The following is an 18,088-nucleotide window of genomic DNA, read 5'->3' on the forward strand; positions in this document are numbered from 1 at the left end:
CGGTTCACCATCCGCTCAGGCGGCTGAACACCAGCCAGAACAAACACATTACCGTCACACCGGTCAGCAATAGCGTCAACAGTTGGCGCTCGCGCAATATCATGCTGAACGTGATGCCGATCAGCACGGAAAGCGGCATCAACGCCAGGAAGAAAGGCCAGGTATAGAGCAGGAAAAACAACGTGTTGGGGCCATATACCAAAAACGGCACGGCAAAGGCCAGCCAATAAAAAACAAAGCCGCTAACGCCGCCCAGGAAAGAGTACGACGGCTCCTCTTTTTCCCGTTTTGCGCCTGCCAAGATGGGGGTAATGTTCTGCATAGTGGTTCCTGATTACTCGCCTTCCGTCAGCACGCTCTGCAGCGGCTTGAATGCGAAAAACAGAGGGCGCCGAAAACCCCCTCTGCCTTGCTTAAACTCAGGATTTGATAATAACTTTACCACGCAGCACGTCTAACAATTGCACAACCAAATTTGTTACCAATTGTTCGCCATCCAGGTGAATATCCGGGGCCTGCGGCGCCTCATAAACGGAATCGATACCGGTGAAGTTACGCAGTTCACCGGCGCGGGCTTTTTTGTATAAACCTTTGGGATCGCGCGCTTCGCAAATCGCCAGCGGCGTATCGACAAACACTTCGATAAACCGGCCGTCATCCAGCATTTCACGCACCATTTGCCGCTCTGCGCGGTGCGGCGAGATGAACGCCGTCAGCACCACCAGCCCGGCGTCGACCATCAAGCGGGCCACTTCCCCCACCCGGCGGATGTTCTCGCGCCGGTCATCGTCAGAGAACCCCAGATCGCGGCACAAGCCGTGGCGCACGTTGTCACCGTCCAGCAGATAGGTACTGACGCCATAGGCGTGCAACGCCTGTTCCAACGCGCCGGCAACGGTGGATTTCCCCGAGCCGGAAAGCCCGGTAAACCACAGCACCACGCCCTGATGGCCGCTACGCGCTTCACGATCGGCTCGCGTCACCGCGTGCGGGTGCCAGACCACGTTTTCATCATCCGGCCCGGTCAGCCGTTGTTGTGCATCGGCCACCTTATTTTCCCCCAAGCAAATCACGCAGATCGCGCGTACCCCAGTGCGGGAAATGTTTGCGGATCAAGGCATTAAGTTCCAGCTCAAACGCGCTGAATTCGCCGGCCGCGGCGGGAGTATCCTGCAGCGTTTCGCGGATCAACCCGGCACCCACGGTCACGTTGGTCAGGCGATCGATAACGATCAAGCCGCCGGTGTCGTGGTTGCGCTGATAACTATCAAGCACCAGCGGCTCGTCAAACGTCAGCTCCACCAGCCCAATACCGTTCAGCGGCAGCGTGTCCACCTCGTGCTGGGTCAGAGAGTTAATCTCAACCTGATGACGGATGCTCACCACCCGGGCGCGGGTTTTCTTGCCGGCCACTTTGATATCGTAGCTTTGCCCCGGCAGCAGGGTTTGCTCCGCCATCCACACCACGTCCACTAACGCGCTTTGCGCCGGCTGCAGTGTTTCATCGGCGGCGACCAGCAAATCGCCACGGCTGATATCAACTTCGTCCTTCAGTACCAAGGTAATCGCTTCACCAGGCACCGCTTCCTGCAGATCGCCATCAAAGGTGACGATGCGCGCGACGGTCGATTCCACGCCGGAAGGCAGCACCTTCACCCGCTGGCCGACGCGCACCACACCGGCGGACAGCGTGCCGGCATAGCCGCGGAAATCCAGGTTCGGGCGGTTAACGTACTGCACCGGGAAGCGCAGCGGCTGCTGTTCACGCTCACTGATGACGTCCACGGTTTCCAGCACTTCCAGCAGCGTTGGGCCGCTGTACCACGGCATTTTTGCGCTTTGCGCCGCCACATTATCGCCATCCAACGCCGACAGGGGCACAAACTTGATGTCCAGATCGGTGGGCAGTTGCTGCGCAAAGGCCAGATAATCCTCGCGGTACTGTTCAAAAACCGCTTCGCTGTAATCCACCAGGTCCATCTTGTTCACCGCCACCACCAAATGGCGGATACCAAGCAGCGTGGCAATAAAGCTGTGGCGCCGGGTTTGATCCAACACCCCCTTGCGCGCATCGATCAGCAGGATCGCCAGATCGCAGGTGGAAGCGCCGGTGGCCATGTTGCGGGTGTACTGCTCATGCCCCGGGGTATCGGCAATGATAAATTTGCGTTTTTCGGTTGAGAAATAGCGATACGCCACGTCAATGGTGATGCCCTGCTCGCGCTCGGCCTGCAGGCCGTCCACCAGCAGCGCCAGATCGAGCTTTTCGCCCTGCGTGCCCAGGCGCTTGCTGTCGGTATGCAGCGTGGAGAGCTGATCTTCATAGATCTGGCGGGTATCGTGCAACAAACGGCCGATCAGGGTGCTCTTGCCGTCATCGACGCTGCCGCAGGTCAGGAAGCGCAGCAGGCTTTTGTGTTGCTGGGCGTGCAGGTAGGCTTCTACGCCGCCCTGCTCGGCAATTTGTTGTGCAATAACGTTGTTCATCCGGCGGCTCCTTAAAAATACCCTTGACGCTTTTTCAGCTCCATGGAGCCGGACTGATCGCGGTCGATCATCCTGCCCTGGCGTTCGCTGGTGGTGGAGATCAGCATCTCTTCGATGATCTCCGGCAAGGTTTGCGCCGTGGATTCCACCGCGCCGGTCAACGGCCAGCAGCCGAGGGTACGAAAACGCACCATGCGTTGCTCGATCACTTCGCCGGGTTGCAGATCAATACGATCGTCGTCCACCATCATCAGCATACCGTCGCGCTCCAGCACCGGGCGCGGCTTGGCCAGATACAGCGGCACGATATCGATCTTTTCCAGGAAGATGTACTGCCAGATGTCCAGCTCGGTCCAGTTCGAGAGCGGGAACACACGGATGCTTTCGCCCTTGTTGATCTGGCCGTTGTAGTTGTGCCACAGCTCCGGGCGTTGGTTTTTCGGATCCCAACGGTGGAAGCGATCGCGGAAGGAATAGATACGCTCTTTGGCGCGCGATTTCTCTTCATCACGCCGCGCGCCGCCGAAGGCGGCATCAAAACCGTACTTGTTCAGCGCCTGCTTCAGGCCTTCGGTTTTCATGATGTCAGTGTGTTTGGCGCTGCCGTGCACAAAGGGATTGATCCCCATAGCGACCCCTTCGGGGTTTTTATGCACCAGCAGTTCGAAGCCGTATTCTTTGGCCGTGCGATCGCGGAATTGGTACATTTCACGGAATTTCCAACCGGTATCCACGTGCAGCAGCGGGAACGGCAAGGTGCCCGGGTAAAAGGCTTTACGCGCCAAATGCAGCATGACGGAGGAGTCTTTACCAATCGAGTAAAGCATCACCGGGTTAGCAAACTCAGCGGCAACTTCACGGATAATATGGATACTCTCCGCCTCCAATTGCCGCAAGTGAGTGAGTCGTTTTTCGTCCATATACAGATCCTTACGCCAAATTTACGACGGCCGGGCGCACCTGCCCCGCCGCCTGCGATTGCTGCCCAAACCAGGCAATTTGATGATGAAGCGCCACAACCTCACCGATCACCAGCAAGGCCGGGAGCGGCGCCTGTTGCGCTAATTGTTCAAGCTGCTGCAGCGTGCCGATTTGCACCAGTTGATCGGGGCGGGTGCCACGGCTGATCACCGCCACCGGCGTCTCCGCCGCGCGGCCGTGGGCAATCAGGCGCTGGCTGATCTCCGCCGCCGTCATGGTGCCCATATAAATAGCCAGCGTCTGCCGGGCGCGCGCTAAATCCGCCCAGTCCAACCCTTCGCCGTCGGAACGGCTGTGGCCGGTGATAAAAGTCACGCTCTGGGCATGATCGCGGTGCGTCAACGGGATGCCGGCATAGGCCGTCGCCCCTGCCGCGGCCGTCACGCCCGGCACCACCTGAAACGGGATCCCGGCGGCGGCGGCCACCTGCAGCTCTTCGCCGCCGCGCCCAAAGATGAACGGATCGCCCCCTTTCAGGCGCACCACGCGTTTCCCCTGCTGCGCCAGTTCCACCAGCAGGCGGTTGGTTTCCTCCTGGATCACCGAATGCGCGCCCGCGCGTTTACCCACGCAGATCCGCTCCGCATCACGGCGCACCAGTTCCAGCACATCTTCACTCACCAAGTGATCGTAGAGCACCACGTCGGCCTGCTGTATCACCTGCAGGCCGCGCAACGTCAGCAGCCCAACGTCGCCCGGCCCGGCGCCCACCAGCGCGATTTCACCCTGCGTGCGTTCATCACCAGCGGCAAAGGCGGTTAAATCCTGTTCCATATCCTGTACAGCCTGTGCGGCCTGGCCATTGGCCACCAGCGTGGCAAAACGCCCGCCGAAGGTTCTTTCCCAAAAGCGGCGACGTTGATCAACGCTGGGTAATGCTTGCTTCACGCGCTGGCGAAAGCCGCCGGCCAGTTCAGCCATGGTGCCCAGGCTGGCCGGCAACAGCGCTTCCAGTTTTTCACGCAGCATGCGCGCCAGCACCGGTGCCTGGCCGCTGGAAGAGATGGCCACCATCAACGGCGCGCGCTCGACTATCGAAGGAAAAATAAATGAACAGCTCGGCTGATCGTCAACCACATTGGCCAGCACGCGGCGTTTGTCCGCTGCGGCGAATACCGCGGCGTTTAACGCAGGATCATTGGTGGCGGCAATCACCAGAAAAACGTCGTCCAGTTGTTCGGGGGAAAAAGCCTGCCCCAGCCAGTGGATGTTCCCCTGCTGGCGAAGGTGCTCCAACTCGGTTGAAAGCGACTGCGCAACTATCCGTATTTCAGCCCCAGCGCGCTGAAGAAAGGAGACTTTGCGCGCAGCCACTTCACCGCCGCCAACGACCAGTACCGGGCGTTGTTTCAGATCGGCAAAAATAGGTAGATAGTCCACAACAGCCTTTGTCATATAACAGAAAGATAGTGTGACTATACGGGCTGTTATTTAGCCCCTGAAATGACGAAAAGGAATGACTAGTTCGATAATGGAATAAGGCGCACCGCTCCTGGTCAGGGCTGGCGAGGGTTGAGCAAAAAGGATTACGCAGCATAAATCCGGGAAAAGCCGCATTAATCCGGGTATTTTGGGCAAAATGTGGATCACTTTTCGTTCGAAAAGCCGCCCCGAAGGGCGGCTAGTAGCTACTTGTTTTGGATGTTCACATTGATGCTGAAATGATTGCCCGTGACTGACCAGCCATCCTTCCCTGCACCAACGATCCCTCCAAAAACAATGAGCAGAACACAAAAGTGCCTTTTCATTGTGCGGTTCCGCGTAAACCGCAATCATTGAAAACCCACCGACAGACCCACAACAATACAAGCACGCCATGTGCTTGCGTATACGACCTTTGGATTCCCCATCCAAAGGTCGGTGACCGAGTGCTAGTCGGTGATAGGGGCCACCGTCGATAATACCATTCTTTAACGTAACCTGCGTAAACATAAAGGATGTCTGCCCGTTATGCGGACTCTTGAGGATTCAACGAGATGCTAATAGGCCCCATTGGGGACAATTTGATTGAAAAATCCAAACAGTAAGACTATTTTCATAAAGCGCCATGTGCTTGTGTAAATTTCCCTCAAGACCGCTAATCTCGGGGGGGAGCAAAAGAACCACCCTTTTGGGTGGTTTTTTTGTTTGTGCTTCAAGTGGGTAGGTTTTCCAACGGGTTCAATCGCACCGCGTCATTTAGATAGTCCGGCGCAAAATGTGCATAGGTCATGGTCTGCACGATTGAAGCGTGGCCCAGAATTTTTTGCAACGTCAAAATATTTCCGCCATTCATCATAAAATGGCTAGCGAATGTATGCCGCATAACGTGGGTCGCCTGGCCGTCGGGAAGATCGGGAATAAGCGATTTTAAGGTTGATCTTACATTCGTGTAATCGGCGTTCGGGAACAGGAGCCGCCCCTCCCCCTGTAAAATCTCCTCATACAGCAAAGGAGATATAGGTACCGTCCGGTTTTTCCCGCTTTTAGTTTTACCATAGGTGACCTTGTATTGAATTACGCCTTCCCTAGTCAGCATTGCAGCTTCATTCCATCGCGCCCCGGTAGCCAAGCATAGTCGCGCAACTTTGAGATCATCGCCTGATAGACTCGCCAGTAACGATGTTATTTGGTCATTATTGAGAAACGCCATTTCAGCCTGATCTGTTTTTAGTTGATCAATGCCTTTCATAGGGTTTGCATCGTGGTACTGCCCTGCCTTAATCAGCGTCGTGAAAACTCCGCTCAGCAGCATCTGTCGTTTATTAATGGTTGCAGGCTTTAATCCCGCAGTTAACTGCTCCGCTCGGTAGTCCGCAAACATGCCTTTCGTGAATTTCAGTGCGGGAGGGTTACCCATATCATGCACCATATTTAATAAATGGCGCTTCGATTCTTCCCCAGTTTTCAGGGATTGGCCTCCATACCGCCACCAGACATCAATTAGCTCTATCAAGGTGCGCCGATCTGTTGGCTTATCGAGCCACTCCTTATTGTTTTGCGTGGCAATAACCCAGCGCTCATACTGCTGTGCCTCTCCCTTGGTTCGAAATCGCTTGCGAATACGCTTGCCTGCGCGACCTTTCGGCCTGACGTCAACTAAATATTGACCGCTATCTAGTTTGCTTATCGTCATTCAAGGAAGCCCCTTTCGCAACAAACCCCGCCCCTACTCCATCTTTCCATAATTTTCAATGCGATTAGCCAACCTTCTGGCCTTTTGGGTGGGGCAATATGTCGTCGCGCCCATTAGGGGAGAGAGACGGGGAGACCTGCCCCGCAACCTCTGAGGTTTTGCCTGTCATTAGCCACATCATATATTTTTCAAATCTGGAGTGATGAGTGATTTTCAAAAGAATGTCACTACCAATGCTCTCAACCCTCCCTGTTTCGTAATATTTCTGCGTCCCTGATGGAATGCCTGTTAATTCAAAGAATTGAGACCTCGTTAGACCTTCAGCCTCACGAATGGCTCTGATTTTTTTTCCAATGTTCGTTGACATGGTAGAGATTACCACCCTAAACTAAGCGCAAGGGTAGTGATTACTACCCTTGAGTCCGAAAAAATCCGGTTAAATCCGGTGCTATCTTTGAGGATAAACCATGCCAGCACGCAAACCAAAACCACTAATGGTGAAAATGCCAGATTGCCCGGTTGTTTTTTGCCTCCCATACCCAAAGCTGACCCTATCCGCCTATGCAGAGGTTACAGGGCAGTCTGTTCGAACTGTCCAGCAGCAAGCCAATGAAAACCGGCTCACTATCTCTAAAACGAAGCGAGGCAGAGAGCGCGAAGTGAACATGGTTTATGAATTTCTTGTTGCATTCGAAGAGGCTCAAGAAGCGCTCAGGATGAAAGTCTGAGGGCCGCGCAATGAAAAGCAATCAACCCCGCGCACTGGTTCGGCTTTCAGAGCACACCTTTGTTTATCGCGGTTTCACGATCCATCAGTGCCCGCGCGACAGAGCAACCAGCCGCACGGCGTATCAGTTGATGAGCGATGGCAATTATTTTGGTTGTGATTTTGCCCTGGCCGAAGCCATGTACACCGTTGACAGTCTGATCAGCAACCGGAGGAATGCAGCATGAACAATCATTTTTTTGCCATCGCTAATCAGCTGCTTGAGCTTCACGCTAAGCGCGCTGAATACACTCGGCCACGTTATGCCTCTGCGGAATTGAACTGGATAGCCGACAAGCTTTTCGACGTAGCTTCTTTGGCTCGCTGCGTTGGGGATGATGCTGCCGCCGCAAAAATAGCTGATGCCGCCAGATACTGGCAGGAGTATGGCAGAAAGCCCGAAATTTTTACCGAGGACGTTTCAGCATGAAACAGGCGTACGCAATCCTGATTAACGATCTCTTACAGCAATACCACTTCAAGATTGAAAACCTGCGTTCAGCTCCAGCCGTGGCCGCAGAGGTTCGCAAGTTCTCACAGAACGATCACGCCTTCCGCCTGAGTGTGGGCCTTGAGGGTTTGCTGAGCGTCGCGCGTGCTGCCGGCGACGCAGGCGCCGCCGACACACTTGAAAGCATTATCAGCCAGTGTAATTACGGCACGGTGCCGCAGCCGTTCTGTTTGGAATTTTTCGCAGCATAGCCGGGTGCCCCCGGCCTATCTGAAAGCGCATCCCTTCCCTTTAATGGTGGTGATTGGCATGTCACAGGGGTGCACTTCCAGATAGGCAACACGTATGAGGTAGTTATGAACATGACAACAGGGCAAGTTAAAGCCGCTGAGCGGTTCGTTAATAACGCCAAGCACCTACTGGCGCAGGCGCGAAACCTGAACCATACGGCCTATTTTTTCAACAAGTTAACCACAAGTGAAAAAAAAGCTGTTTGCACACTGGGCAACATTAACAGCCGGGTAAAACTTACTGCCCGTCATTTAGATATGAGGTTCGAAGATATGAGTACGGCAGAACGCCGGGCAATTTATCACGGCATAAAAGGACTTCAAGCACTGAGCCGCGCTATTCCTGCGCTGATAAATATCAGCGACTGCGACTAAGCGCCAATTCCGTTTTTAACAGAGAAAGAAGCCGCCTTTTAGGTGGAGGGCTTCTTACATCCTGGATTCAGGGGGATTTATGGACGATGTGGAATTAGTAGAAGCGTTTACAGAGGCCCGCCGATCAGAGCGCCTTCAGTTGCTTGACCTACTAAGCAGCAAACTTGATCGCCTGTCCGCCAGTGACGCCAGCCGCGAACAGGTTATTTCTGCGCTCAAGAGCTGGATCGACACCCGCAAAGCCGTGGGTGCGCCAGCGGGAGAGAAAAATAATGAGGGTAATCGCCATGCCTGACCAAATAGATGTTCTCCCTCGGCTTTCTGTGATTTGTGCTGCCCCAATCCATGTCTGCACCAGGGCATTTGCCGCTCTGAAAGCCTATTCGCGCGGCAAGCGCAACTATTCCCGCATTAAACCTTATCACTACCTCGCGATTCGCATTGGTCGCAACTGGCGATTGCTTAGCAAGAACGGCGGCCAGAAATGGCAACTCATGACCCACGAAACCTACAACAAAGTGAGTAGACACTAATGAAATGGATACTGATTTTTTGGCTTTCACATGGCTTTTATGACTCATTCGGTACGCCAACCACGGCGGTTGAGTTCAACGACGAAGCCAGTTGCAAAGCGGCTTTCCAGCAAATCAAGGCGGTCAATGACGGTGAATTTCGCCTGCGTGGCGTCTGTGTAAAAAAAGATGAGAGCAGCAATCATGGCTGATCAAATCGACATAGCGCAGGAACGGCACCAGTTGGTGCTTGACGCCCAAATCCAAAACGCCACCACCCGCACCGCCGCGCCTTCTGCATTTCACTGCGAAGAGTGCGGCGCGCCGATTCCTGAACAACGCCGCAGCTCTATCCAAGGCGTAAGCACCTGCGTTGCCTGCCAGGAAATCATCGAAGCCAAATCACGACACATCAGGAAATAACCATGACGCCACAACAGAAAGCGCAGTTATGGCTGGATAGTGACAAATTGATCCTTGATACCGAAACCACCGGGCTGGACGACAACGCCGAAATCGTGGAGATCTGCCTGATCGATTGCAACGGTTTTATCATGCTCAACACGCTGATAAAACCAACCCAGCCAATCCCCCCGGAAGCTACAGCGATCCATGGCATCACCAATGAAATGGTCGCAAATGCCCCTACATGGCGAGACGTACATGGTGCCGTCGCCACTTTGTTTTTTGAAAATAGGTTTGTTGCCTACAACGCCAGTTTTGATGCTCGAATGATTATTCAGTCAGCCCGGTTGCATGGGCTGGGTGATGATGGTCTGTGTTCATTTATCGAAGAGTATTCCCGTTGTGCCATGTTGGCCTACGCGGAATATTACGGCCAGGAAAGCAGCCGCGGCGGCTACAAGTGGCAAAAATTGACCGCCGCCGCTGAACAACAAGGCGTCGTCATTGAAGGGATTCCACATCGCGCACTTTCTGATTGTCTGACCACGCTTGGCGTGATCGAAGCAATGGCTGCCGGCGGGCGTCGCTATGTTACGGGTGGTGACGCATGAACCGCTCTCCGCTTAAATGGCTAGGCAGCAAGGCAGGCATCATCGACACCTTGCGCCAGCACCTGCCGGCAGGTAAACGCCTGATAGAGCCGTTCGTGGGTTCTGCATCGGTGTTTCTCAATACCGACTATGAAAGCTACCTGCTGACCGATATCAACGGCGATCTGATCAACTTTCACAACATGGCAAAAAACTTGCCGGCACCGCTGATCCGTGAGGCCCGCGACCTGTTCCGGGCACACGGTGACGAGTTGGGTTATTCCGCCGTACGTGCTGATTTTAATCTGCGTCGCGACAAGACAGCCCTTGGCCGCGCCGCAGAGTTTCTTTACCTCAATCGCCACTGCTTTAACGGCGTATGCCGCTATAACCTGAGCGGTGAATTTAACGTGCCATACGGCCACCGCAAAACACCGCCCTACTTTCCCGAAGATGAGATCCGCGCTTTCTCTGAAAAGGCCAACGCCACAAAAGCTGTGTTTTTGTGCTGTTCCTTTGAAGAGTCAATCCGCATGGCGCAGCCGGGCGACGTGATTTATTGCGATCCGCCGTACATCCCGGCATCTGCCACCGCCAATTTTACCGGCTACCACACCAACGGCTTTACCGAAAGCCAGCAGCGCAAACTGTGCCGCATGCTGCGCGTTGCCGCACGTCGCGGCTGTACCGTGGTGGCATCAAACAGCGAAACCGCCGCAGCGCTGGAACTGTATTCAGATTTCAGCATTGCAACCACTACCGCCCGCCGTTCTGTCAGCGCCAACGCTGCCGGCCGCAACCGCGCCGGGGAAATCATCGCAACTATGGGGGCTATGGAGTGAACGTTATCGATCTGTTTTCTGGTTTTGGGGGTTCATCTACCGGCGCTCGCATGGCTGGCGCGACAGTTGTATGGGCCGGTAACCACTGGCAAGCCGCCGTTGATGCGCATGCGAAGAACCACCCGGGCGCGATTCATGTTTGCCAGGACTTGCATCAGGCTGACTGGTCACAGGTGCCCGCGCACGATCTGATGATGGCATCACCATGCTGCCAGGGGCACAGCAAGGCACGCGGTAAAAAATCCGGTAACCCGCAGCATGATGCCAGCCGTTCTACAGCGTGGGCGGTTGTTTCGGCCGCCGAGTTTCATACGCCGCCGGCGATCATCGTTGAGAACGTGCCAGAGTTTCTGAAATGGGCACTCTACCCCGCGTGGGAAGCGGCAATGCAGGCATTGGGTTATTCACTGGCGCCGCACATAGTGGATTGTGCCGATCTGGGCGTACCGCAAAACCGCATCCGCATGTTCATCGTTTGCACCCGCAGCAAATCGCCCCTGTATCTGACGCTGCCGAAACTGCCGCATCTGCCGTCTAGTTCATTTGTCGATTTGTCTGCCGGCAACTGGCAACCCGTCGAAAAACCAGGCCGCGCAGTCAACACGCTGGAGCGAGTCAAAAACGGCCGTTCACAGTTTGGTGATCGCTTCCTGTTTAGCTATTACGGCAACACCAAAACAGGCCGCGCACTTTCGCGCCCCATCGGAACAATCACCACCCGCGACCGATGGGCGGTGGTTCATGGTAACCGCATGCGCATGCTGACGGCGGACGAAACCATGCGTGCAATGTCATTCCCTGATAACTACATCCGCCCGGCGTCACATCAGTTAACCGTACATATGGCCGGCAACGCCGTGCCGCCAAAAGCCATGTGCGAAATCATAAAGGCAGTGAGGGCATCAGTATGAATAAGTTAATTGAAATCGGTAAATGCCTTGTGGATATCAGCATGATCGCGGCTGTTGAACCCCATCGACACGGTCGCAACCCGTCGCATGAAGGCGCAAAGATCACGCTGACAAATGGCGTTGTGGTGTTTGAGGAACAAAGCAGCTTACGCGAAGTAAAAGAAAAGATTCAGGCGGCTCTTACTGGCTGGCAACTTGTACCGTTAGAGCCTACGCCAGAAATGCTCGCCGCTGCGGGAGATTGTGAAGACGTTCTATGGGACGAAGTTGAAGACGATCTTTTTATTGTGCAGCATCGCGCTATTTACGAAGCCATGCTGGCAGCCGCACCGGGTAATCCGGAGTGACACAGAGCACCCGCAGCCGCCAAGCGCCAACGCCGCCGCTTCCCTATCCGGGCAGCGGCGCGCCTGCTATCGAATGGGCCTACTCGTGGAATGCAGAGCGTGTGGCGATTGGTATCGATCGCACCCCGGAAGCGTCACTCGCACAGCCTGAGACTGCGGCAGCGATTCCTATTGTGGCGCGCCATCTGGAACGCATGGCAACACGCGGATATACCGAAGAAAACGAGCCAAACCGCATTCTGCTGGACATGATGCGCCAGCGCGCAGCGATCGATCGTGCCACATACGAGCGCGAGCAAAGCGCCTGGCAGGAAACCCCTGAAGGTGTGGAGGAGCGCTTTGTCGAACAACCAACCTTTATCCGCCGGCAACATGAAAATAAAATCGCCTGGTTGCGTGCTAACCGGGGCGAACGGCACACCAATGCCTTTTTAATGGGTACCGTTAAAAACGCATTGTTGCGCCTGTTTGCCGTAAAAAAGCAGCACACCGTTAGCCACGGCCATCATTCAGAATTCACCGCTTACTACCGCGCGATATACAGCCACCTGGCAGAATTCAGCAAGCGCCGCGTCAAAACTCTGGCAAACGAGATTGCCGGCCGCGTCAACGAAATGTTTTGCACCGCCATTGATGATATGGGTGGCGACATAACCACCCTGCCCGATGCCGCCATGCTATTTGTTTACCGCAATATCGCGGTTGAGGTTCTCGCTCTGCGCATCATGCCGCCGGGATGGAAAAAACTGCGCAGGCAGCCAGGCGTGCCAGACGAGGAAAGAGAGCCGCTTGATCGCGGCCTGTTTGCGTCCGCTATGGCGCGGCTTATCCGGCCCGAATGGTGGGAGCGTCAATTATGGCGCTTGCGTCTTGACTGGCGGGAAAACCAATTGCGTGCAATGGGCTCGGTACACAAGCGGGCAATGCCATACATCAGCAAGGACGCGCTCGCCGACTGGCTGGAACAGCGCCGGAAAAATCGCGAGTTTTTCAAGTCGCATGAGTTGACCGACGACGAAGGCAACACCGCTTCATTAGAGCACATGGTCGATCACAGCATCAGCAACCCGGCGATACGCCGGCATGAGCTAATGACGCGCATGAAGGGGCTGGAGCTTACCGCGCAGTCGCGCGGCGATGCCGGCGTTTTCTATACAATCACGTGTCCGTCGAAGTACCACGCCACCAATCAGAGCGGACACCATAACCCGAAGTGGAACCATTCGGATCCTAAGCAGGCACAGCGCTACCTGTCGCGCACCTGGGCAAAGATTGGTGCCAAGCTGGGCCGGGAAGGCCTGCGGGTTTATGGCTTCCGCGTGGCCGAACCGCACCACGATGAAACGCCACACTGGCACTTACTACTATTCATGCATCCCCAAGAGCGCAACGCGATCACCAGCATCATGCGCTTCTACGCCGTAAAAGAAGATCGGGCGGAGTTGGGCAAGCGAACAAGCGCCCGCTTTACGGCTAAACGGCTAGATCCGAAAAAAGGAAGCGCCACCGCATACATAGCGAAATACATTTCGAAAAATATCGACGGTTACGCGCTGGATAGCGAACTGGATCACGAAACAGGCAAGCCGCTTAAAGATACCGCCCGCCTGGCGATGGCCTGGGCGTCGCGCCACCGTATCCGGCAGTACCAACCAATCGGCACCCCGCCCGTTACCGTCTGGCGTGAATTGCGAAAACTGGCTAACCAACTGGAAGGCACGCTAAAGCAGGCCGGCCAGTTCAAGCGCGGCCAGCAGATGCTGATTGATCCCGCCATGGATGCCGTCATGGCCGCCGCAGATGCCGGCTGTTTTGCGACCTACATCCAGAAGCAAGGCGGCGTACTCATCCCCCGCGAATCATACGTCGTGCGCATCGCGTATCAGGACGCCGACAAACCCAACGACTACGGCGAGATCCCGGAAAAAATCTTCGGGGTATTTTCCCCGCGCCTGGGCGATCTTTCCCGCGTTTGCACCCGGTTAAAAAACTGGACGATCACCGCGAAAAAGAAAGCCAAAGAATCGGAAAAGCCGGCAGCAATGCCCTTGGGGTTGACCTTCCAGGACGGCCCCGCCGTCCCTTGGAGTTCTGTCAATAACTCTACGGTGGAGCAAAATACGAGCGAAACCGGAGGGGAAATTGACAGTCATTCAGAGCAAATAATCATCGACTTCGACCGCATGACCGACAAGGAACGGCGGGAAATGGTCAGACGGCTACGGCAACAGCCTGCAAGCGACAGAAACAGACAGCAACCGGTGATTTCGGAGGATGAGCAGCGCGCGATTGAAGCTGCGCAGCGTAAAGCAGCGCACCGCGATCAGCAGCAGCAACGCCTGGCGGCGCGCGCGGCATTAATCGCCGACTTTGCGCAGAGCATCGGCAGTGATTTGCCGCAGGAAGCGAACTTATCCCTGGCGGCCGGCGCCACGCTGGAGGCCAGCGGTCAGACCTTCCGGGCAAATCATGACGGTAGCCTGTCGATAATTCGTTCACACGGGGTGAGCACAGCGCGCGAGTTGTTGCGGCGCGTCGATAACTTGCGGCATGCCGCACGGTCATAACCGGCTGAATTGTGAATCCCCAAAAAAAATAACTCAAGTGATTATTTTGATATTGAAAAAATGTTACTTTTAACTAGCCATTCTTCAGCTATAATGCTCGAGTTTTTAAGGAGGGGTGGATGCCAACAGTAGTTTCTCTTTTTTCTGGTTGCGGTGGCTCTGATGCTGGCGTACTTAACGCTGGTTTTGAAGTGCTAATGGCGAACGATATCTTGCCGTATGCCCGAGATGTGTATCTTAGTAATCACCCAGAGACGGACTACGTTTTAGGCAATGTGTCTGGTATAAGTTCATTCCCATCAGCCGAGCTACTAGTTGGATGCTACCCTTGCCAAGGCTTTAGCCAAGGTGGAGTCCGACAAGCAGATAGGAAAATAAACACTCTTTATCTAGAGTTTGCGAGAGCATTACGTGCAATAAAACCCAAAGCATTTATAGTAGAGAATGTTTCGGGTATGGTTCGTAAAAATTTTGAGCATTTATTAAAAGATCAAATAAAGGTTTTTACAGAAGTTGGTTATAACGTACAGGCACAAGTGCTGAATGCCGCACATTATGGTGTTCCTCAAGAAAGAAAAAGAATATTTATCGTAGGAATTCATGATTCTTTCGATGTAAAATTTGAATTTCCAAAGCCGACGCATGGTGATAATAATTTACCTTTCAAAACTATAAAAGATGCCATCGGACATCTACCTGAATGGCCAGAAGGTGAGTTCTATGACCATGATTTTCATTGGTATTATCTATCAAGAAACAGACGTCAAGGATGGGAGCAAATATCCAAAACAATTGTTGCCAATCCAAGACACATGCCGTTACATCCCATGAGCCCCCTTCTGCAAAAAATGGGGCCTGATGAATGGCGATTTGTAACTGATGGGCCAGCAAGAAGATTCAGTTACAGGGAGGCAGCACTATTACAAGGCTTCCAAGATTTGGTTTTTCCAGATACTGATTTTGCGTCACTAAATATGAAATATACAGTGGTGGGTAATGCCGTACCACCACCTCTATTCGAGGCAGTGGCTCGTAGTTTACCAAACATATGGGACTAATTATCTATAACTCATATTAATAGCTTCAGAAACATAGGGTGTAGGGGGGAGCTCTTCAAAAAGTTCATTCTCCCTAGCCAAATTAATTAGTCGTAATCTGTCGACAAAGATTGCCCCACCGATATCAGCCTTATACGCCCAGTCTCCATCCATCCAACGTAAATCTTGAGGTAAAAAGTAATAGGTTGACCACGGATGTATTACTGGCATTTTAGAAATAAGTTTTGCGGGTGATGCTTCAAGCTGTTTAGCAATCCATTCTTTCTGAGAACACCCACATTGCACAAATGCTATAGGTATTGCATCACGCTCATCACCCATCGGGTGCCATGCAACTATATCAATCCCGCCATCACCGTGGTCATTATTACGAAAATCTCTTTCTCGCAAATTAACAGATTCGCATCTAATATCACTTGCAATTGATTGATATTTTTGGAATAAAGAACCCACATACCTTGCTTGTTCTCCACCGCCAGCCCAATTAGGATAAACAGATGTACCCTTAGGTAAAATAGATTTAAATATCGGCAAGCTAATAAGCTCGAACGCCCGTGTTAACTCATGACGCCTTCGTGTAGGAACATATTTTATATTTGCACATAACAATAATGATAGATAAAGTTTTTGAATCGTAGACAGCGAATCTTCAGGTAGAGATACTGAAAGAGTATCCCTATCTTCTGATAAAACAAAAGGATAACTATCACCAAAAATAGATATTCTCTGAAGAACAAAGTCAGTTGCAAATCTCCACTTTTCTCTAGATGCTTCACGCCCCCTATTTTCAGGTTGAGCTAGCATAACACTATCTAACTCGCCTCGAGAAAAACAGTTATCGGGATGAACAAGAGCTCTTATTTCAATGAAATCGGCCCAAAAAAACTCATCATTTGAGGGCAATGACTCCAAGTTATCAAGCATTTAATCATCCTCCCTAACAGTTCGAATATGATTCCTTATTTTTTTACTAGTTTCAAACAATTGAACTGCTGTCTCTTCATCATCGGAACTGAAACTCTCAACTTTAAGAAGCATTGACCAAACTATACGGAGTTTTGTCATTGCTTGTTGCATAGACTCTTCAAGTGCTTCTTGTTGACCATTGGTAAATAAGAATGCTTGATCTATATCAGATGTTGCTCTTAAGCAAGCTACGGCATCAGGACTACTACTATCAACAATTTTTGCAATGTCTTTTAATCTACGGGACTCTCGAACAATAGTTCTTCCTTGCTGATCCCTAACGAAACACCATGCAAACAAGTCCCGCAGATTATCCATCTCTATATTTGGGCTTTCAAAATCTTTTTTATCTTCCAACCCTAACCATTCAGTTATTGTTGAGTAACTTAAAGATGTTGTAATGTATGAAAACTCAACATCATGTTCATTCATATGTAAATTAAAGAAATCACGTTCATATGCAGCATCATACAACTTCAGTGAAGTCAGTAAAGTTCCAACATAATGCGGCTTACTACCAATTTCCCTCGCAAGATTTTTTATCAACTCATCTTTATCAACACCTGGATAAAATTTCTCGCATAATTCTTTTAAGTATTTTGCTTTAGAAAGAGAATCCCACTCTTTAACACCTGTAATATGCCGATATCCAATATAACGCAACACATCCTCCCGCTGTGGGTAAACCAAACACGGTAATGTAGTAGGTTTGTGTTGCGTATCATCGCGTATATCTTGGACACTCTTTGTTTTGTTGACGGGTGGTTTCAACTCTCCATTGAGCAGTTTTACTGCAGCTAAGCGACGATTGCCCTCCGCAACAATAAACCCCCCATTATCTTCAAAAACAAGCAACGGCTCTCCAGGAAAGTAACCTTGCTGCCCTATCGACAACATCAAATCATGGACACTCTCATCATCAAGCATTTCCTCAACAATTGCGCCATCACTACTGGCATCATTGAGACGATAAAAGCGCGGATTTTGAGGGTCAAAAGACAAATCTTTTGTATCAATCTCGCTGATCTTTACTGGCTGTGACATATACAGACCCTTTGTACGGACTAGTTAGTAATTTTTTATAATGGAATACTAACATTTTTAAAGAAGCTTTAAAGTCTGCAATCGTAGTTTGTGAATGCACGTAATCGCACAATTTTGCACAATCCTGAACAATGACCCCGCCCCACAAAATCCCCGGCCAACCCTTGTGCCGCAAGGCTTGATCCGTACTGAACAATTGAACAAAAACGTGCACTTTCGATGCGCAGGCGCGGCGGGGGACAGCGCACGCAAGCACCCAGAATAGACCTCGCGCCAGCCTGCCCGAGAACATACGGCAGCGGGCTGCCACAGGCTGTGGCAAGGCGTGGAAACAGTAATAGACATGGCGGAGATAACGAAAGATAAGAGCGGCGCAGAAGC

The 18,088-nt window shown here is 52.5% G+C and carries 24 protein-coding genes; 15 read left to right on the forward strand and 9 right to left on the reverse strand.

The annotated features are described in order from the left end of the window. Positions 1–4: 4 nt before the first annotated feature. The 7 genes from ABFX35_RS20695 to ABFX35_RS20725 all read right to left on the reverse strand — a co-directional run bounded on the left by ABFX35_RS20695 (position 5) and on the right by ABFX35_RS20725 (position 6,950). Positions 5–322: a DUF3561 family protein gene (locus ABFX35_RS20695; RefSeq protein WP_279024842.1), complete on the reverse strand. Its 318-nt coding sequence runs from the start codon at positions 320–322 to the stop codon at positions 5–7. A gap of 97 nt (positions 323–419) precedes the next feature. Next, positions 420–1,049 carry an adenylyl-sulfate kinase gene (gene cysC / locus ABFX35_RS20700; protein WP_095845944.1) on the reverse strand — a complete coding sequence of 210 codons (630 nt, stop codon included), beginning with the start codon at positions 1,047–1,049 and terminating at the stop codon, positions 420–422. A gap of 1 nt (position 1,050) precedes the next feature. Continuing rightward, a complete protein-coding gene (gene cysN, locus ABFX35_RS20705) occupies positions 1,051–2,487 on the reverse strand; it encodes a sulfate adenylyltransferase subunit CysN (RefSeq protein ID WP_279024840.1) in 1,437 nt (478 codons plus the stop codon). 11 nt (positions 2,488–2,498) lie between these two features. Continuing rightward, positions 2,499–3,407 carry a sulfate adenylyltransferase subunit CysD gene (cysD, locus tag ABFX35_RS20710; RefSeq protein WP_095845946.1) on the reverse strand — a complete coding sequence of 303 codons (909 nt, stop codon included), beginning with the start codon at positions 3,405–3,407 and terminating at the stop codon, positions 2,499–2,501. Positions 3,408–3,417: 10 nt separating this feature from the next. Beyond that, positions 3,418–4,848 (reverse strand): siroheme synthase CysG, encoded by a 1,431-nt coding sequence (cysG, locus tag ABFX35_RS20715; protein ID WP_279024837.1) that lies wholly within the window; start codon positions 4,846–4,848, stop codon positions 3,418–3,420. Between the two features lie 754 nt (positions 4,849–5,602). Next, positions 5,603–6,583 carry a phage integrase gene (locus ABFX35_RS20720; RefSeq protein ID WP_346082702.1) on the reverse strand — a complete coding sequence of 327 codons (981 nt, stop codon included), beginning with the start codon at positions 6,581–6,583 and terminating at the stop codon, positions 5,603–5,605. 64 nt (positions 6,584–6,647) lie between these two features. Beyond that, on the reverse strand, positions 6,648–6,950 hold the full coding sequence (locus tag ABFX35_RS20725) for a helix-turn-helix domain-containing protein (protein WP_346082704.1): 303 nt from the start codon (positions 6,948–6,950) through the stop codon (positions 6,648–6,650). A 100-nt stretch (positions 6,951–7,050) separates the two neighbouring features. Here ABFX35_RS20725 and ABFX35_RS20730 point away from each other — a divergent pair, with 100 nt between their 5' ends. From ABFX35_RS20730 to ABFX35_RS20800, 15 genes are all read left to right on the forward strand, one after another. Then, entirely contained in the window at positions 7,051–7,311 is a 261-nt protein-coding gene (locus ABFX35_RS20730; RefSeq protein WP_346082705.1) for a hypothetical protein, read from the forward strand. A 10-nt stretch (positions 7,312–7,321) separates the two neighbouring features. Continuing rightward, complete coding sequence (locus ABFX35_RS20735; RefSeq protein ID WP_346082706.1) at positions 7,322–7,537, forward strand: DUF4761 family protein; 216 nt, start codon at positions 7,322–7,324, stop codon at positions 7,535–7,537. Further along, positions 7,534–7,779: a hypothetical protein gene (locus tag ABFX35_RS20740; RefSeq protein WP_346082708.1), complete on the forward strand. Its 246-nt coding sequence runs from the start codon at positions 7,534–7,536 to the stop codon at positions 7,777–7,779. Before ABFX35_RS20735 ends, ABFX35_RS20740 begins: the two co-directional genes overlap by 4 nt. Beyond that, positions 7,776–8,051, forward strand: a complete 276-nt coding sequence (locus ABFX35_RS20745; RefSeq protein ID WP_346082710.1) for a hypothetical protein — start codon at positions 7,776–7,778, stop codon at positions 8,049–8,051. The genes ABFX35_RS20740 and ABFX35_RS20745 overlap by 4 nt, the downstream gene beginning before the upstream one ends. Positions 8,052–8,156: 105 nt before the next feature. Further along, positions 8,157–8,465, forward strand: a complete 309-nt coding sequence (locus ABFX35_RS20750; protein ID WP_346082711.1) for a hypothetical protein — start codon at positions 8,157–8,159, stop codon at positions 8,463–8,465. A 79-nt stretch (positions 8,466–8,544) separates the two neighbouring features. Further along, entirely contained in the window at positions 8,545–8,760 is a 216-nt protein-coding gene (locus ABFX35_RS20755) for a hypothetical protein (RefSeq protein WP_346082713.1), read from the forward strand. Further along, the gene (locus tag ABFX35_RS20760; RefSeq protein WP_346082714.1) at positions 8,753–8,998 is read left to right on the forward strand and encodes a ParE family toxin-like protein; all 246 of its coding nucleotides are present in this window, start codon (positions 8,753–8,755) and stop codon (positions 8,996–8,998) included. Before ABFX35_RS20755 ends, ABFX35_RS20760 begins: the two co-directional genes overlap by 8 nt. Further along, on the forward strand, positions 8,998–9,189 hold the full coding sequence (locus ABFX35_RS20765; RefSeq protein WP_346082716.1) for a hypothetical protein: 192 nt from the start codon (positions 8,998–9,000) through the stop codon (positions 9,187–9,189). Before ABFX35_RS20760 ends, ABFX35_RS20765 begins: the two co-directional genes overlap by 1 nt. Further along, positions 9,182–9,400: a TraR/DksA family transcriptional regulator gene (locus tag ABFX35_RS20770; RefSeq protein WP_346082717.1), complete on the forward strand. Its 219-nt coding sequence runs from the start codon at positions 9,182–9,184 to the stop codon at positions 9,398–9,400. Before ABFX35_RS20765 ends, ABFX35_RS20770 begins: the two co-directional genes overlap by 8 nt. A 2-nt stretch (positions 9,401–9,402) precedes the next feature. Further along, positions 9,403–9,993, forward strand: a complete 591-nt coding sequence (locus ABFX35_RS20775; protein WP_346082718.1) for a 3'-5' exonuclease — start codon at positions 9,403–9,405, stop codon at positions 9,991–9,993. Beyond that, positions 9,990–10,814 carry a Dam family site-specific DNA-(adenine-N6)-methyltransferase gene (locus tag ABFX35_RS20780; RefSeq protein WP_346082719.1) on the forward strand — a complete coding sequence of 275 codons (825 nt, stop codon included), beginning with the start codon at positions 9,990–9,992 and terminating at the stop codon, positions 10,812–10,814. Before ABFX35_RS20775 ends, ABFX35_RS20780 begins: the two co-directional genes overlap by 4 nt. Next, a complete protein-coding gene (locus tag ABFX35_RS20785) occupies positions 10,811–11,725 on the forward strand; it encodes a DNA cytosine methyltransferase (RefSeq protein WP_346082721.1) in 915 nt (304 codons plus the stop codon). Before ABFX35_RS20780 ends, ABFX35_RS20785 begins: the two co-directional genes overlap by 4 nt. Further along, positions 11,722–12,072, forward strand: a complete 351-nt coding sequence (locus ABFX35_RS20790) for a hypothetical protein (protein WP_346082723.1) — start codon at positions 11,722–11,724, stop codon at positions 12,070–12,072. Before ABFX35_RS20785 ends, ABFX35_RS20790 begins: the two co-directional genes overlap by 4 nt. Next, complete coding sequence (locus tag ABFX35_RS20795; RefSeq protein WP_346082725.1) at positions 12,069–14,639, forward strand: replication endonuclease; 2,571 nt, start codon at positions 12,069–12,071, stop codon at positions 14,637–14,639. The genes ABFX35_RS20790 and ABFX35_RS20795 overlap by 4 nt, the downstream gene beginning before the upstream one ends. A 119-nt stretch (positions 14,640–14,758) precedes the next feature. Further along, positions 14,759–15,697 (forward strand): DNA cytosine methyltransferase, encoded by a 939-nt coding sequence (locus ABFX35_RS20800; protein ID WP_346082727.1) that lies wholly within the window; start codon positions 14,759–14,761, stop codon positions 15,695–15,697. Here the strand turns inward: ABFX35_RS20800 and ABFX35_RS20805 are convergent, their stop codons facing one another. Beyond that, positions 15,698–16,621, reverse strand: a complete 924-nt coding sequence (locus ABFX35_RS20805) for a hypothetical protein (protein ID WP_346082728.1) — start codon at positions 16,619–16,621, stop codon at positions 15,698–15,700. It abuts the gene before it with no gap. Then, entirely contained in the window at positions 16,622–17,707 is a 1,086-nt protein-coding gene (locus ABFX35_RS20810) for a ParB N-terminal domain-containing protein (protein WP_346082729.1), read from the reverse strand. Positions 17,708–18,088: the final 381 nt, after the last annotated feature.

It is taken from the genome of Gibbsiella dentisursi (assembly GCF_039539505.1).
GTDB lineage: Bacteria > Pseudomonadota > Gammaproteobacteria > Enterobacterales > Enterobacteriaceae > Gibbsiella > Gibbsiella quercinecans.

What these genes read in the sequence shown, in the direction of transcription:
- ABFX35_RS20695 (WP_279024842.1), bottom strand. Translation starts at nt 322, where the DNA reads ATGCAGAACATTACCCCCATCTTGGCAGGCGCAAAACGGGAAAAAGAG.
- cysN (WP_279024840.1), bottom strand. Translation starts at nt 2,487, where the DNA reads ATGAACAACGTTATTGCACAACAAATTGCCGAGCAGGGCGGCGTAGAA.
- cysD (WP_095845946.1), bottom strand. Translation starts at nt 3,407, where the DNA reads ATGGACGAAAAACGACTCACTCACTTGCGGCAATTGGAGGCGGAGAGT.
- ABFX35_RS20720 (WP_346082702.1), bottom strand. Translation starts at nt 6,583, where the DNA reads ATGACGATAAGCAAACTAGATAGCGGTCAATATTTAGTTGACGTCAGG.
- ABFX35_RS20725 (WP_346082704.1), bottom strand. Translation starts at nt 6,950, where the DNA reads ATGTCAACGAACATTGGAAAAAAAATCAGAGCCATTCGTGAGGCTGAA.
- ABFX35_RS20730 (WP_346082705.1), top strand. Translation starts at nt 7,051, where the DNA reads ATGCCAGCACGCAAACCAAAACCACTAATGGTGAAAATGCCAGATTGC.
- ABFX35_RS20735 (WP_346082706.1), top strand. Translation starts at nt 7,322, where the DNA reads ATGAAAAGCAATCAACCCCGCGCACTGGTTCGGCTTTCAGAGCACACC.
- ABFX35_RS20740 (WP_346082708.1), top strand. Translation starts at nt 7,534, where the DNA reads ATGAACAATCATTTTTTTGCCATCGCTAATCAGCTGCTTGAGCTTCAC.
- ABFX35_RS20745 (WP_346082710.1), top strand. Translation starts at nt 7,776, where the DNA reads ATGAAACAGGCGTACGCAATCCTGATTAACGATCTCTTACAGCAATAC.
- ABFX35_RS20750 (WP_346082711.1), top strand. Translation starts at nt 8,157, where the DNA reads ATGAACATGACAACAGGGCAAGTTAAAGCCGCTGAGCGGTTCGTTAAT.
- ABFX35_RS20755 (WP_346082713.1), top strand. Translation starts at nt 8,545, where the DNA reads ATGGACGATGTGGAATTAGTAGAAGCGTTTACAGAGGCCCGCCGATCA.
- ABFX35_RS20760 (WP_346082714.1), top strand. Translation starts at nt 8,753, where the DNA reads ATGCCTGACCAAATAGATGTTCTCCCTCGGCTTTCTGTGATTTGTGCT.
- ABFX35_RS20765 (WP_346082716.1), top strand. Translation starts at nt 8,998, where the DNA reads ATGAAATGGATACTGATTTTTTGGCTTTCACATGGCTTTTATGACTCA.
- ABFX35_RS20770 (WP_346082717.1), top strand. Translation starts at nt 9,182, where the DNA reads ATGGCTGATCAAATCGACATAGCGCAGGAACGGCACCAGTTGGTGCTT.
- ABFX35_RS20775 (WP_346082718.1), top strand. Translation starts at nt 9,403, where the DNA reads ATGACGCCACAACAGAAAGCGCAGTTATGGCTGGATAGTGACAAATTG.
- ABFX35_RS20780 (WP_346082719.1), top strand. Translation starts at nt 9,990, where the DNA reads ATGAACCGCTCTCCGCTTAAATGGCTAGGCAGCAAGGCAGGCATCATC.
- ABFX35_RS20790 (WP_346082723.1), top strand. Translation starts at nt 11,722, where the DNA reads ATGAATAAGTTAATTGAAATCGGTAAATGCCTTGTGGATATCAGCATG.
- ABFX35_RS20800 (WP_346082727.1), top strand. Translation starts at nt 14,759, where the DNA reads ATGCCAACAGTAGTTTCTCTTTTTTCTGGTTGCGGTGGCTCTGATGCT.
- ABFX35_RS20805 (WP_346082728.1), bottom strand. Translation starts at nt 16,621, where the DNA reads ATGCTTGATAACTTGGAGTCATTGCCCTCAAATGATGAGTTTTTTTGG.
- ABFX35_RS20810 (WP_346082729.1), bottom strand. Translation starts at nt 17,707, where the DNA reads ATGTCACAGCCAGTAAAGATCAGCGAGATTGATACAAAAGATTTGTCT.